The 14,815-nt window shown below is 49.3% G+C and carries 14 protein-coding genes and 2 pseudogenes; 2 read left to right on the forward strand and 14 right to left on the reverse strand.

Annotated elements, in window-relative coordinates:
* Positions 1-233: 233 nt before the first annotated feature.
* On the forward strand, positions 234-1,562 hold the full coding sequence (locus ABID13_RS27365; protein ID WP_048929498.1) for a S41 family peptidase: 1,329 nt from the start codon (positions 234-236) through the stop codon (positions 1,560-1,562).
* Positions 1,563-1,597: 35 nt separating this feature from the next.
* Here the strand turns inward: ABID13_RS27365 and ABID13_RS27370 are convergent, their stop codons facing one another.
* The 14 genes and pseudogenes from ABID13_RS27370 to ABID13_RS28670 form a co-directional block, all read right to left on the reverse strand.
* Positions 1,598-2,521 (reverse strand): AEC family transporter, encoded by a 924-nt coding sequence (locus ABID13_RS27370; protein WP_048929499.1) that lies wholly within the window; start codon positions 2,519-2,521, stop codon positions 1,598-1,600.
* Positions 2,522-2,805: 284 nt separating this feature from the next.
* Positions 2,806-3,117, reverse strand: a complete 312-nt coding sequence (locus tag ABID13_RS27375; RefSeq protein WP_040416343.1) for a hypothetical protein — start codon at positions 3,115-3,117, stop codon at positions 2,806-2,808.
* 70 nt (positions 3,118-3,187) lie between these two features.
* Complete coding sequence (locus ABID13_RS27380; RefSeq protein WP_048929500.1) at positions 3,188-4,252, reverse strand: substrate-binding domain-containing protein; 1,065 nt, start codon at positions 4,250-4,252, stop codon at positions 3,188-3,190.
* Between the two features lie 166 nt (positions 4,253-4,418).
* A complete protein-coding gene (locus ABID13_RS27385) occupies positions 4,419-5,711 on the reverse strand; it encodes a TRAP transporter large permease (protein ID WP_007863044.1) in 1,293 nt (430 codons plus the stop codon).
* The gene (locus tag ABID13_RS27390; protein WP_007863046.1) at positions 5,693-6,166 is read right to left on the reverse strand and encodes a TRAP transporter small permease; all 474 of its coding nucleotides are present in this window, start codon (positions 6,164-6,166) and stop codon (positions 5,693-5,695) included. Before ABID13_RS27390 ends, ABID13_RS27385 begins: the two co-directional genes overlap by 19 nt.
* Before the next feature lie 16 nt (positions 6,167-6,182).
* The gene (locus ABID13_RS27395; RefSeq protein WP_048929501.1) at positions 6,183-7,214 is read right to left on the reverse strand and encodes a TRAP transporter substrate-binding protein; all 1,032 of its coding nucleotides are present in this window, start codon (positions 7,212-7,214) and stop codon (positions 6,183-6,185) included.
* Between the two features lie 34 nt (positions 7,215-7,248).
* Positions 7,249-8,382, reverse strand: coding sequence for an enolase C-terminal domain-like protein (locus tag ABID13_RS27400; RefSeq protein ID WP_045092017.1), 1,134 nt, complete (start codon positions 8,380-8,382; stop codon positions 7,249-7,251).
* Between the two features lie 19 nt (positions 8,383-8,401).
* Positions 8,402-9,832, reverse strand: a complete 1,431-nt coding sequence (uxaC, locus tag ABID13_RS27405) for a glucuronate isomerase (protein ID WP_007863052.1) — start codon at positions 9,830-9,832, stop codon at positions 8,402-8,404.
* A 20-nt stretch (positions 9,833-9,852) separates the two neighbouring features.
* Positions 9,853-10,617: an SDR family NAD(P)-dependent oxidoreductase gene (locus ABID13_RS27410; protein WP_082173821.1), complete on the reverse strand. Its 765-nt coding sequence runs from the start codon at positions 10,615-10,617 to the stop codon at positions 9,853-9,855.
* A 5-nt stretch (positions 10,618-10,622) separates the two neighbouring features.
* Positions 10,623-11,828, reverse strand: a complete 1,206-nt coding sequence (locus ABID13_RS27415; RefSeq protein WP_007863055.1) for a UxaA family hydrolase — start codon at positions 11,826-11,828, stop codon at positions 10,623-10,625.
* An 11-nt stretch (positions 11,829-11,839) separates the two neighbouring features.
* Positions 11,840-12,169: a UxaA family hydrolase gene (locus ABID13_RS27420; protein WP_007863057.1), complete on the reverse strand. Its 330-nt coding sequence runs from the start codon at positions 12,167-12,169 to the stop codon at positions 11,840-11,842.
* A 16-nt stretch (positions 12,170-12,185) separates the two neighbouring features.
* Positions 12,186-12,851 (reverse strand): RraA family protein, encoded by a 666-nt coding sequence (locus tag ABID13_RS27425; RefSeq protein WP_007863058.1) that lies wholly within the window; start codon positions 12,849-12,851, stop codon positions 12,186-12,188.
* A 41-nt stretch (positions 12,852-12,892) separates the two neighbouring features.
* Positions 12,893-13,630 carry an SDR family NAD(P)-dependent oxidoreductase gene (locus ABID13_RS27430; RefSeq protein WP_007863061.1) on the reverse strand — a complete coding sequence of 246 codons (738 nt, stop codon included), beginning with the start codon at positions 13,628-13,630 and terminating at the stop codon, positions 12,893-12,895.
* A 154-nt stretch (positions 13,631-13,784) separates the two neighbouring features.
* Positions 13,785-14,147: pseudogene (locus ABID13_RS28670) on the reverse strand (transposase); the annotation flags it as partial.
* A 1-nt stretch (position 14,148) separates the two neighbouring features.
* On the opposite strand from ABID13_RS28670, the pseudogene ABID13_RS27440 reads away from it, so the two are divergent.
* Positions 14,149-14,638 (forward strand): annotated as a pseudogene (locus tag ABID13_RS27440) (transposase); the annotation flags it as partial.
* Between the last annotated feature and the right edge of the window lie 177 nt (positions 14,639-14,815).

The raw sequence follows: 14,815 nt of genomic DNA on the forward strand, positions 1-14,815 counted from the left end.
CGTTTTGATAATCAGTATCAAATTGATACAGCCAAAACTGATCACACATCCAGACGATTACCCTCAGTGGACAAGGGCACACTCTCCCCTTGTCCACTGAGGGTAAATGTTATATGATATAATTACCATATATAATAAATATTCCTGCCAATATCACATCACACAATAATCATGAACCGCCATACGTCCCGCAGCCTACATCCCAGGGCGGGCTTAAGAGGAGCAAATAAGCAATGAAAAAATCCATCTGTATTTTATGTATCTCGTCCCTGTTATGCAGTCCCTTCACAGCCTTTGCCGGTCCTTCTGGTAATACGCAGGCAAGTGCCAGTGAAACAGAGTATCAGCCCCCATCACTGCGCCGTGAGATCCGGGCTTTGCAGAAAGGCGATTGGATCCATCTGACAACGGAGCAGAAACTGGAAGATCTGGATCTTTTGTATCAGACACTAAAAGAAAATTATCCTTATTTTCATACGTTAAAGAGAATGCGGGATGCGGATTTAGATCAGAAATACCGGAAAGCCCGGGGAGAAATCCGCACCAGTAACACGGATATTTCCTTTTATCAGCAGTTGGATGAATTTATCAATACCAATGACCAGATCGGACATTTGTTATTACATAACCCTTACTGGTTTGAAGAGACGGCAGACAGCTACAGACGCGTGGCCGCAGATTATCCGGACTCAGACCGCATGCAAAAATTAGCGGCAGCATACAACAATCCAAAGTCCCTGGAAAACTACAAAAAAATAAGACAGGTGACAGACCCGGCCTATGATAAGGTGATGGATTATTACGCTTCCCTTGAATCAGCGCAAACCGATGAACAGGAATCCGTGGCAGCTAATGTTCAAACGCGCATTATAAAAGAGGGAAGCATTGCCTATATCAAAATTGACCGGTTCCTTTCCGGCAATGAGTACGGGGAAGATAAGAAACAGCTATTTGATTTTTACCATAAGGTCAGGGGATACGACCATATAATATTTGACCTTACGGATAACGGCGGAGGTTCCATGGATTATTTTAATGATCTCATCGCCTCTCCCAACATTGACAGCGCACTGACATGCAACGCCTACGGTCTGATAAAAGGAGGGGAAAACAACCGTATCTTCCTGGATATGGACCAATACCGTCCTGTTTCGGAATTTCCCGACCTGCCCCGCACCAATCAGGAAGATCTGTCCGATACGGACTTCTTTCATGATATCCAATACACCGTGGATCCTGCAGGGGGAGGGAAAATGCTCAGCGGAAAGCTTTGGATGCTTGTCAGTGACACGGTATTTTCCTCATCGGAATATGCTGCCATGTTCTCAAAAGCAACAGGCTTTATGACACTTGTGGGAACGCAGACTGGCGGTGAAGGCATTGGCAGCGATCCTCTGCCCATCATTCTTCCCAACAGCGGCCTGATCGTACAATACGCACCGGTGTACGGTGTAATGCCGGACGGATCAGGGAGCCAGGAATGCAAAACCGCACCGGATATCCGGTCAGCGGACGGTGAGACGGCACTCAATGCCTGTTTAAGGGCAATTGCAGAACAGTGACTGCAGGAGGCGGGGGCGGAAGCTTTAAACACGGCTCAATACAGCTTCATAATGATTAATAAAAAGGTCAATTCGATCACACTCAATAGAATGGAAATACTATTGGCAGCACTGGCCTTCCCCTCATCACCGCCGCACATGCCTGTATAGGCCGGCGCAACTGCGCTGATAGGAGCAAAACTAACCAAAACCAGTGTCCTGCGAATCACGATGTCAAATGGAAGGAGATAATAGCCGGCCAGCGCCGTCACAATCGCCGCCACATGGCGAACTCCGAGGATCCTGCATATATCGCCTATGTAATTCCGCTGAAATTCAAACCTTAAAAGCAGTCCTATCATCAGCATAGCGGTAAACGTATTAGCCGCCGCCATGGGGGCGATCAATGTCAGAACCGGCTTGGGCAGCCTGAACCGGGCTACCGACAGGATAAACATCAGAACATAGGTGATCAACGGCATACTTGAAAGAAGGCGTTTTGCAAATGATCCCACATCAAATCCGTCTTTGTTGTCGGAAAGGTATTCCGATGCAAAGGCATAGGTTGCCCCTGTACACATCACACTGTTTCCCACATCAAACATGCAGGCCGCCACACTTCCCATCGCAGGAAGAAAACTCTGTACAAACGGAAGACAGAACGCTCCTATGTTGTATGCGGGGAGGCACAGGATATGCAGCGCCTTTGCCTCCCTGCTTTTCTTTTTTGTAATAACGATCCCAACAGCGATCATTATGACATTTGCAGCAATCCCCAGGACCGTCAGCGCCAGCATCTCCGCTCCCACTACCTCTATCTTTGAAAAATTAACAATGATGGCACAGGGGAGGGTGACATTTATGAGAATCCGCTTTACGACATCACCCGCATTTTCCGGAAGGATTCCTCCCATATGCAGATATGCGCCGATCAGGATGATCAGCATGAACGAAAAAGCTGTCAGTAAAACCGTAGTCATGATCAATTCTCCTCATTCCAATCACATCTTATATTCCAAGCCAGTCATCCGGTTCCCCGTCATATCTGACAAAGGCAAGCCCCTGATACCGCATATGCGTGATTGAGCATAATATAGCACCTTTTCACATGCCTTGCAAGGTCTTTGTCTCCACTCTGAAATGCCACTTTATGAATCATTCTCTTTATTTTTCATTTGATATATGGAATATCTCTCACGTTATCAAAGGTTCTATTACTATAAATTGATTTTATATAAATGGGTATAGAAAAGCCCCGGAAATATCAATTCCCGGAGTATTTCCTTTTTCCTGTTTGAATTAAGCTCATTCTATATGCCCCACCCCCCTCCCCATCATAGTACGTATTCATATCCCACAGAATGTCTGTTATGAAATGAACGCGGTCGGCTGCCTGTACTCCCTGTGGAGCGCAGTTTCCGTACAATACAGCCATGACATCAGAAGCTTGGATAGTACCCATCCCAAACAATTCTTCTATAATTACTGCGATCCGTATCTCCTTCTGTGGAAAAACACAATATCCGTGAATTTGAATCCAGCTTAAGCTGTTCTTTGAGCCATCCCAGACTCTCATTCTGTAGCACTTCTGCCACAAATCCCAATGTGGATGCAAAACTCGAATTCGGATCCCGTCTGTTCCTATCCTAATAATCTTCCCGCTCCCAGTAATAATTTACATTGCCTTTGAAGATCAGGGCAATCTCCACCTTTTTCACCTGTTCCTTTGGCACATTTCCCTTTACCAGATACTCACAGAGCATTTTTGTGGCTAAATAAGCCTGGCGGGTGGGGTCCTTGTACACGATATTGGTAAAAGTCCCATCCTGCAGAGCGGATACGCTCTCATCAAATACATCATTGGCAATGACAGGTATGGTTCCTGACAGCCCGCTTTCCCTAAGCGCCTCCGCCAGCACAACACTCCCCCGGGCAAAAACACAGCCGATCAGATCCGGTTTTAATTCCTGTATCCTTTTGAGCAATTCCTCTTTTCCAAGATCCTTTTCAAAATAACCATACAGGTTTTCAGTCTGTATCCCGGCCCCTTCCCTTTGCAAATACTCGTGGAAGCCCTTTGCGATCATATAATGGGCATCATTGTACTGATTTCCGGCCATAAGCAGCACACGACCGCGGCCCCTCAGGATATTACATGCCTGCTCGGCCATAACTCCTCCGGCCACATAGTAATCCGCGACAACCACACCCACCCTCTGGCACTCCGTATTGTCACCTGTAACAAAAACAACGCTGATTCCCTTTTTCGTCAAACGTTTGATTTCAAGGACCTCATCCTCTCCCTCCGGCGGAATGGAGAGAATGCCGTCCAGCCGTTTTCCATGCTCCAGTTCATCATTAAGCCGGCTAAGGGTCTTGGCCAGCTCCCCGGGCTTAAAAGGCAGCTCCCTGGCCTGGACATTTAGATCTCCCCACTCCCGCATATAACCCATGTATCCCCGCCATATAAAGTTATAGAAATACACGCTGTTTTTGTCCAACTCGGGTAAACATACCGCGATCTGTATCTCCTTGCGCTTTAAGCAGGAAGCCATGGAGTTGATCTTATAACCATTGGCAGCGGCATAGTCAACAATCTTTTTTCTGGTCTGCTCACTGACTCCAGGCTTTCCCGTGATCGCCTTGTGGATTGTGTTTAACGACATGCCAAAGTGCTGGGCTATGTCCTTCATTGTAATCTGAGATTTCATTGCTCCTCTTTCCTGCTTTTTATAGAACGGCACTATATTCCAAAATAGAGAGAAATGCACCCGGACAACTAGGCACATTTCCCTTTTTTCTTATTGTATATAATTTTTCAGAGGTTTTCAATCCCATTTTAAGCAGAAAAGAAAATCCTTCTCCTTATCATTCTCCTTATGCCCCCAGATTAGGCAGTGTCATACTGATCGCAGGAATGAAGGTTACCATCATCAGACAGATGATCATGGTCAGATAAATAGGCAACATCCGTTTGGTCAGCGCTTCAATCTTAATCCCGGAAATACCGGATGCAATAAACAGGGAACTTCCAACCGGCGGGGTTAAAAGACCGATCCCCAAATTCAGGATCATGATGACCCCAAAATGGACGGGGCTGTAACCAATGGACTGTACAATAGGAAGCAGGATAGGCGTCACGATAAGGATCAGGGATCCCATCTCCATTACCATTCCCAGGCCCAGCAGCAGAACATTGATGATCAGCATAATGATCACCGGGTTATCAGTGATGCTGTAGATACTGTTGGTAATGAGCACCGGAACCTTCAAATATGCCATCAGCCATCCAAAGGCCGTTGACATGGAGATCAGGATCATGATCATTGCCAATGTTTTTACAGAATTAAATAACATCCTGGGCAGCTCTTTAATGGAAACCTCCCGGTAGATGGCAAAGGTAACGAAAATACTCCACAGCACTGCCAGGGCCGCGCTTTCCGTAGCCGTGATAAATCCGGTACACACACCGATCACCACGATCACGATGGTCAACAGTCCCCAAAATGCATCCTTAAATGCAAGCCATACCTTTTTGATCTGGAATTTTTCACCGATGGGGTAATTACGTTTTCTAGCCACGTAGTAGCTGTAGACCATCAGACAGCCTGCGAGCAGACAGCCCGGAAGAATACCTGCAAGAAACAGGGCTCCCACGGAAACGCCCCCGGCCGCCAAAGCATAGATGACCATGTTCTGGCTTGGCGGGATCAGGATTCCTTCAACTGAACTGGCCATTACGATGCAGGTTGCAAAGTCCTTTTCATAGCCTTCTTTTTCCATGTTTGGAATCAGGGTAGGCCCAAGGGTTGCCACGCTGGCAGCCGAGGAGCCGGAAACCGCCCCAAACAGCAGGGACGCCACAATGGTCACCATTGCAAGCCCACCATGCATCCAACCAACCATTACCCCGGCCAGACGCAGCAGACGCTTGGATATACCGCCTGCGCTCATGATGTCGCCCATCAGGATAAAGAAGGGAACTGCCAGCAGTGAATAGGTGTTCACTCCCTTTACCATGTTCTGGAGCACCATCTGGACCGGGATGTCAAGATAAATACAAGTCACCATGCTGGCGATGCCGATGGAAAGGGCAATGGGCATCCGCACTGCCATGAGAAAAATAAAAAGTCCTATTAATAACAGTATGGCTATTGTTTCAGATGGCATAATAATGTCCTCCCCCTGTCAATTGTTGCTATAATAAAGGCCAGACCGGAAACCGGGATCACGGCATAGAGGACCGAAGACGGCAGGCCCATGCCGCTCATGATGTTTCTGGAGGTCAGTTCCAGCAGCCCGTAGCTGCCAAACACCATGACGACTCCAAAGATAAATACCAAAAGCAGATCAAGCAGGTCCATAATGGTACGGGTCCTGTCTGAAATAAAATTGTCGATCAAGGTCACCTTTAAATGCAGATCCTCACTGATCGCCACAGCTGAACTCAGCAGGCAAAACCATACCATACAGATAAGGGCCAAGTTTTCCCCCCACGGCGGTGTATGTTTCAGGATATAGCGGCTGGCCGCAACACCTGATACGATAAGGACCTGGCAGGCCAGCAACACGCAGCACACCATGTAGATGCCCCTTCTAACAGTACTGCAAATCTTATCTACCATATCTATTTTTCCCTCCTCACATTTCATTCATGGCCCGGATCTGCTCCACCATGTCCTCAAACCCCACCGCATACTGATCGTACACCGGCTGCACAACCGACTGCCAGGGGCCAAAATCCTCCACTTCGATCACTTCAATGCCCTGGGCTCTCAGCGCCTCGATCTGTTCAGCTTCGTCAGTTGCCACAACCTCCCGGTTATAGTCCTCGGCAGCCTCGGCGGCCTGCCTGATAATATCCTGGTCCCCGGCACTGAGTTTGTTAAAACGGTACCCGCTCATAATGATGACGCCGGGAGTGTATGTATGGTTGTCCAGAATGACATGGGGAGCGATCTCACCAAAGCTGTTGCTGATATATCCGGATAAAGGCTGGTCCGCCCCGTCCACCACGCCGGTTTGAAGGGAGGTATACAGCTCACTCATGGAAATAGGAGTTGGTGACGCCCCAAAACAACTCACCGTATCCAAAAGGATGGAAGTCTCAGCCACACGTATCTTTGTTCCCTTTAGATCATCAGGCTTCTCAATGGGTTTTTTAGCAAAAAAGTTTCTGGCGCCCTCATCCACATAGGCCAGCCCCACCATGTCCGTCTCCGCCTCCCAAAGGCTGTCTAAAATATCACGGCCCAAATCGCTTTTCAGCACATTCCACAGATGGTCACGGCCCTCAAACAAATAGGGAAGTCCAAAGATCCCCATCTTATCCGCCCCAAAGTCTCCCATGGTCAGGGTATTTCCCCGGAAAATGTCCAGGGCTCCCATTTGTACGGCCTGAAGCTCTGTCCGCTCATCCCCCAGCTGACCGCCTGCATAGATTTCCACTATGATCCGGCCGTTGGACAGTTCCTTTACCTGGTCCGCAAAGTAGTGCAGCACCTGGGTATTGATATTATCCTCCGGATTCACCTCCCCGGCCTTTAACACGATCTCGGCCCTCTTTTTGTCCTCCTGTTCCTGGCTGTCCTCCTGGGAGCTGCCCGCACAGCCTGCCAGGCATACAACAGATAAAACCATCAGGAATCCCAGGATCCTATTCCGTCCTCTCATCGCCTACCTCCATTTTTTACCAAACCATCGTTTCTCATTCTATAAAGTCTTGATCCAGTGTCTTCACCTTGTGAGCCACACAGTTGTCTTTAATCAGATCCCAGTCAAGTTCTGCGCCTATTCCCGGCTCCTTGGGAACGTAGATCCGTCCATCCTTAATGGGAAGGTCCCCTTTCATGGGGAAACGGAAACTGTCTTCCGGTACAAAATACTCAAAGTATTTACAATTGCGGATCGCACAGGAAACATGAAGGTTAACCAGGTCCATGTAGTTCATGGTCGTGGTATGTATCTCACAGTTCAAGCCAAAGGCATCTGCCATATGGGCAATTTTTAATGTTCCCGTGATACCGCACTTCCATGAAACATCGGCCCGTACAATATCAGCCGCATTCTGGGCAATGGACTGGGCCACGCCCCAATGGGCTCCTCTGGTGGTCTCGGTGGCAGCAATGGGGATATCCAGGGTCTGACACAGCTTCTGATATTTATACAGCTCAAAATCCCTGAAAGGCTCCTCAAACCAGATATAGTTTAGTTTCTCAAGCTGGCGCCCCACCCTGATCGCCTCATCCAACGTGTATTCTCCCACCGGATCACTCATCAGGCCCATGTCGTCCCCAACTGCCTCCCTCAGCTTCCGGTGGATCTCCATGTCCTTTTCAACAGGACCTGAGGGGTGGACTTTGTAGCAGTTGATGCCCATTGACCGGTAGTGCAATGCCTCGTCTATGTAGACCTTGGGGTCATCATAAAACAGGCTGCTGGCATAAACAGGAAGGCTCTCCCTGTAACCGCCTATATATTTATATAAGGGCAGACCCGCCTTTTTTGCACATATGTCCCACAGGGCCACGTCAACCGGCCCAGGAAGGAACACAGGATAAAAGGCCTCATGACGGTCCAGGTTCCAAAAATCGTAGAAAATAGCCTCGCGGTCGTGGGGATCGCGCCCTAAAACAAGAGGCGCGGCTGTTTCCTGGAGATACCCCTCCGTCACCTGGCCGGAGCGGGCCGCCATTGCTGTGGCAATACCCTCAGTCCCGTCATCACACGTCAGTTTCAGCACAACCACATCCCAGGGCATGGCGCTGCCTCCCTGACGCTTCTCATCAAACAGGCACTGATCCCGGCGTACCCACCATGTTTCAAATTTGGTAACCTTCATAAATACTCCTCTCTCCTTCTCATTCCAGGGCAGCATTTCCCTGTTGTTTGTCCCATCCAAAAAATCGTTTCACATTCCTGTAGCACACGTCCTCAATAACTTCTTTTAAGTATTTCTCATCCGAAAAATATTCCCCCCGCTCTACCAGCTCCCCTAAATAGCTGCACAGCCCTCTCCTGTAAAGCTCGTGCCTGGGATAACTGAGGAAACTTCTGGAATCCGTGAGCATCCCCACTGACAGGCTGACCGCGTACAGGTTTCCGGCCGCATGAAACTGGCGTTCAATACCATACGGCTGGTCATTAAACCACCAGGGCGCTCCCAGCTGTACCTTTCCTCTAAAACTGCCATCGCAGAAACCGGCGGCCAGAACAGCAAAGGTTTCCAGTTTGGAAGGATCCAGGGGATAGAGAATGGTCTTTGGAAGCTCCCCTAACTCGGTCAGGCGGTTCAGCAGCGCTCCCACGGACTGAATAGCCGTGGAGTCATCGGTACAATCAAATCCTGTGGAGCGTCCGATTTCCCTCACCTTCCTGTGGTTGGCATCCTGATACGTGCCAATATGAAGCTGCATAACAAAGCCGTATTTGTTGTAAAGCTTTCCCATCTCCACCATAAAAGCAGATTTAAAACGATTTTGTTCTTTCCTGGTCAAAGCCTCACCCTTGGCGGCTTTCCGGTAAACCTCCTCCACCTGACTTACCGTATACTCCTCCCAAGTAAAATCCTCGATCCCATCATCGCTGACCGTTGTCCCAAAATCCCGGAAAAAGGACAGACGTTTTTCCAAAGCAGCGATCATATCCGTAAAACCGTGGATTTCCAGTCCCGCTGCTCCTGACAGCTGCTTTTGATATTCGGGAAAAACGGGATTCTCACAGTAAAACGCCTTGTCCGGACGGAAGGCCGTAATGATCTTTGGCCCTGTACATCCTTCCTCCCTTAGCTTAAAGTGGTATTCCAAGGTATCCACCGGATCCTCCGTGGTGCTGACAAGCTCCACATGTGAGCGCTCCATGCACCATCTTGGGGTCATGTGGTTTTCCCTGATAAAATCCTTTGTCCTCTTATAGATGTCCCGGGCGTTGTCTAAACTCAGGGGCTCATCTATGTCAAAGTACCGCTTTAATTCCAGGGCACACCAGATGTAAAGAGGGTTTCCCATAAGCCTGGGGAGGATCTCCGCGAATTTCATGTATTTTTCATAATAAGACGCTCCGCCGGTCACATAATACTCATCAATCCCAAATGTCCGCATAGCCCTCCATTTATAGTGGTCATGGGCCAGCCACATCTCGCCTATATCCTCAAATTCCTTATTTTCATATATCTCCTGCACCGCCAAGTGGCAGTGGTAGTCCACGATCGGAAGCGTCTCTGCATAAGTATGGTACAGATAGCTGCCTGTTTTATTTTTCAGAAACAGTTCCTCAGAAAAACAATGGTCCATGGTTTGCTCCTTCCTTCTTTTTAAAAACCAATAAGGGCTCCGCCGTCCACCGGAAGACATGTTCCCGAGACATAGCCGGCCGCATCGCTTGCCAAGAACACGGCAGCCATCCCAATGTCTGTTGGATCGCCGATCCGCTTCATGGGAATCCTTCCTATAATTTTGTTCCTCCTGGCCTCGTCATTGTCAGTAGCCTGGTGGTACATAGGTGTTTCAATCCAACCGGGAGCGATTGCATTGACCCGCACACCGTAAGCGCCGCCTTCAGCGGCCAACGTGTGCACCAGCCCCAGATAACCTGCCTTTGCCGTGGAATATCCCGCCACCTGGGGCTGGCCAATGTAACTGGTCATACTGGCCTGGAAAATAATGCTCCCTTTTCCCTGCTCCTTCATATGGCCGAAGAATGCTTTTGTCAGGGCGAAGGCCCCTACCAAATGGACATCCAGCACGCGTTTGTAGTCCTCCACAGTCATGTCCTCAATAAATTTCTTACAATGATTCCCTGCATTGTTTACCAGGATGGTGACTGGTCCCATTTCCCGGATGATCTGGTCTGCCAGTTCCGGGGCATGGCCCGTATCCGTTATATCATGGTGGTAAAACACGGCTTTTTCTCCCATTTCCTTTAAGGCGGACTGTCCTTCTTCCTTGGTCCTGCGGCTTAATACCGCCACCCTGGCACCCGCCTTTACCATACACTCAGCAATGGCAAGGCCTAATCCTGTGGTCCCTCCGGTTATTACCGCAGTGCGGCCTTTCAATGAAAATACATGTTCTGTCATCTCTCTCACCTCCCGCATGGTCTGATCACTTCTTTTTCCTGATATTTATAGGGGATGAAGTATTCCTTGTGTCCCAGTGCTTCACTTTTTGACTTATGCCCCGATGCAACTCCTGTAACAAGCTGCCTTAAATGCCCGGTCAGTGTTTCCATGGTACATGTCCCATCTAAAACCGGGCCTGCGTCAAAGTCCATGTCGCCCTCCATGCGCCGGTAAGTGTCTGAATTTCCCGTAAGCTTTATACACGGGGCCACGGCAGAGCCAATTACATTCCCCCTGCCCGTCACCAGGAGCACCAGGTGGCACCCGCAGGAGATCAGGTCCATCAGACCCTCGCTGTCATTGGGATTCGTGATCCCAAACTGCATCCAGTGAGGATCCGGGGTGGAGTCTAACAGCCAGAGTCCCGGCCTGGGAGGACATCCTCCCACCTTCAGCACTCCCTGGATAGGCCTGCTTCCGCTTTTGGCCACAGCTCCCATGCTCTTCTCCTCAATGGTAGACAGGCCGCCCATAAAATTTCCGGGGCTTACGGAATACTGACGGACGGACCGGCAGTATTCCAGCGCCTTGTCATAGGTGGCTGCCAGATCCTCTGCAGCCTCCCTCCCTGCCGCCCGGCCAACCAATATATGTTTAAGGCCCACCGCCTCCACGATCTCCTCAAAGACGGCCGTTCCTCCAGCATCCACCAGTTGGTCAAACAGCCTTCCAACCACTACATTTCCAGCCAGGCCGCTTGTGAAATCACTTCCGCCGCATTCAGCCCCAATGACCAGATCACCAAACCTCATAGGTTTTCTGGGAGTGTTCTCCATGGCCTTTTTCATATGTTTTACCAGTGCAAGGCCCTGGTCTATGGAGTTTTTTGTACCACCCTGGTCCTGAATAAACATCCAGGCAGCCTCCTTTTCTTCCTTTGCTGCAATGTCCGCCAGCCACTGAGGCTGTACATACTCACACCCCAGGCCTACGGCCAGTACCCCGCCGATGTTAGGATGACGGATCAGGGAAATGAGAAGGCGCACTGCGTACTCATTGTCAGTGCATCCTGAAAAACCCACCACCTCCGTCTCACTGTCATCTGCAAGCCTCACGATCTCTTTTGCCACAAAGGCTGAACATTCCACCGTGTAGATCACAAGAATTTTGTTGCGGATCCCTGCGGAACCGTTGGCGCGGACATATCCCATCCAGGTTTTATCTGCCATATCATGGCCTCCTACTCATACTTGATATCCTTAGGCGCCCCTGTGCGGACGTCCAAATGGCTGGAGCGTTCATCATATACACTGTGCATGTTATGCAGGTGGACCCATTTCCCCTGGCCGATGTCAGCCCCTGCCCTTCCGATACATACACCGTATTTAATGACCTCCTCTTCTGGGCCAATCGCCTTCAGGGATATTTTATGGCCCCGGGGGATCTCCTCTGTACACATTGTCCCGGGATCCGCTGCCTCACCCAGGATCCTGACCGGACCGGGCTTTAAGGTTTCCAGCGCTGTTGCCACATTATCCCTTGCATCAATCTTAAATGCACTCTGCATCATAAGCATCTCTCCATTCCTACAGGATGCCATACTTCTCAAAAGCAGCTGTAGCTGTCATTCCGCTCTCAATGGCCTTACGTACCACCTTTTCACCGGCAGCCTTTTCCAGGGCTTTTTCGATCACCTCATCAGCCACCTGTTTAGGAATGATAAGTACCCCGTCAACATCACCGAAGATCAGGTCGCCGTCATGGATTGTCACCTGGCCTATCTCAATGTCACAGCGGTAATCCACCACCTGGGTGCGGACGCTGGAATCCTGGGCATAACAGCCGCAGGAAAACACGGGCCAATCCTGTGACAGTACCTGAGGCGTATCCCTATGCCAGCCATTGACCACTGCTCCCACTGCCTTTCTGCACCTGGCTGTGGCAGTGAGCAATTCCCCCCAGTATGCACAGCGTTTACTGCCGCCCGCGGCAATATAGATCTCATTTTCCTCAAGCTGATCCAGCGCCTCGGTCAGAAAACCGAACGGCTTTTTCTGGGGACCATACACATCGATCATCAAAACCGTCATTGCTTTTCCCGCAACCTTCATATCTTCCCTCAAAGGACGTATATCCTGGGGAAGGAACTGGTGGTAATACCCCATATTATCCAGGATATCACCTACCACCGGTGTATAAAGTTTTTCCTTCATCAGCGCGAATTTCTCGCTCTCGTTATTCCATAGTTTCATTGTTTTACTCCTCTTTTCCCTTTTTTCTAATCGGACGATTATCAGAACCCAAACGCCAGCGCCCCGCCGTCAACTGCGAAATCCTGCCCTGTAATATATCCGGCGCTATCCGATACCAGATACTTTGCCATCTCCGCAATGTCCCTTGTGTCTCCGAATTTATGCACCGGCATCCTGGAAAGGATTTTTGCCTTGCGTTCCGCATCCATCACCTGCTGGCTCATCTTGGACGGAAACCAGCCGGGGGCAATGGAATTGACGTTGATATTATCACCGGACCACTCCACGGCCAGGCCCCTGGTCATGGACAACACCGCTCCCTTGCTGGTGCAGTATGGAACCACCTCAGAAAATCCCAGATGTGCTGCCATGGAGGTAATGTTCACAATCCTGCCCCTTCCAGCCGACTTCTTTAAGTAAGGGTAACATAGGCACGACAACTTGAAGATGCTGCTTACATTTACCTTCATGATACGTTCAAAATCGCTGTCATCGAAGTTCTCTGCCCTGCACTTCACAGTGATTCCTGCATTGTTAATAAGGAAATCGATTCCCTTATTTTCCCCAATTTTTTTTATCAGACTTTCCATCTCACCATAATCGCTGACATCAGCTGCCACATGAATGACACCCTCATGGCTTTTTTCTGCATCCTTTGGCTGTCCTGTCCTACTTACGGCATATACGGTTGCACCCGCCTCAGCCAGCGTGTTTGCAATTGTAAAGCCGATTCCGCTGGAGCCGCCTGTTACGATTCCCGATCTGCCTGTTAAATCCATATGTATGTTACCTCCGATTGTTTATATTATGTGAAACGTTTCCCCTCTTATGGTTTTCATAATACTACTGAACCTGACGAATGTCAAGATTCTTTCGCAAATTACTTGAAATACAAAAAAGGGGGCTGTCGGGAAATGGATCGTTCCGAACAGGGACTTTGTCCATTCCTTCAATCACAAACATCCGGGCATTTCCGAGATTGTATTTGGGGCCATATCCGTTTTCAAGCAAAAATGTATTATACTTTGTGTAAAGAGCATCGATCGTGTCCAGCAGACCGGCAAGATGATAATTGAGACTGCCCCGCCAAATGAACGTATATCTGTTCGCGTTTGCTTCAATCTTTGTTCCATCGATGTAAAGCTCTTTCAGCGAGATAAGGCCTTCCTTTTCCAGACGGCGCATGAACTGGTAATTCAGTTCATCCAGGACTTCTCCCGTTCAGTTTTTTTCCTTTAAAAAAACATCTCTCCGGGGCTTCTGCCCTTTGGTCAGCCAGATAAAGGCGAGATCTCTAAAAGTCATTGAAGAAAACAGGACACGGAAACTGCAGAAGAACCTGATGCAGATTGCACAGGGAGAAGACATCGGATTCGTTTATGGGAAAGGTAAGCATAAACCGGAGATCCAGAAGCTTTACGAGGAACCGGAAGAATGCGGGACTCGTCTGATGGAGTATAAGGAATGCTTTGAGATCATGGGGAAAGGCCGCAACAGCTATTCCAAAACAGACATGGAAACAACCTTCATGCGGACAAGAGTCCCATACAAATATCCAGAGTGAAGAAGAGATTCTGAAACGTCATCCCCGTTCGGTCCAGACAGAGGGACATTTTGGAGATATCAAGGAGAATGAAAACTTCCGGCGTTTTAACTACCGATCAGAGGAAAAAGTATATAAAGAGTTCATGTTGTATGCGATAGGCAGAAATATGATGAAATACCACCAATTTTCACACCATGAAATCGAAAAATATGAAGGGAAAAAGGAAGAGACAGTCCCGTAGAGAATTTTGCCTTAGAAAAGGCCCGAATTCTCTGGGATTGTCTCTTTCCGTCATGTTAGGGGTTAAAAGTCGGTATTAGCCGGTGGGGGGGGGGGGGGGGGGGGGGGGGGGGGGGGGGGGGGGGGGGGGCGGGGGGTGGGGGGGGGGGGGGGGGGGTGTGGGGGGGGGGGGGGGGGT

Origin of the sequence: Enterocloster citroniae (assembly GCF_040545455.1) — a bacterium.
GTDB lineage: Bacteria > Bacillota > Clostridia > Lachnospirales > Lachnospiraceae > Enterocloster > Enterocloster citroniae.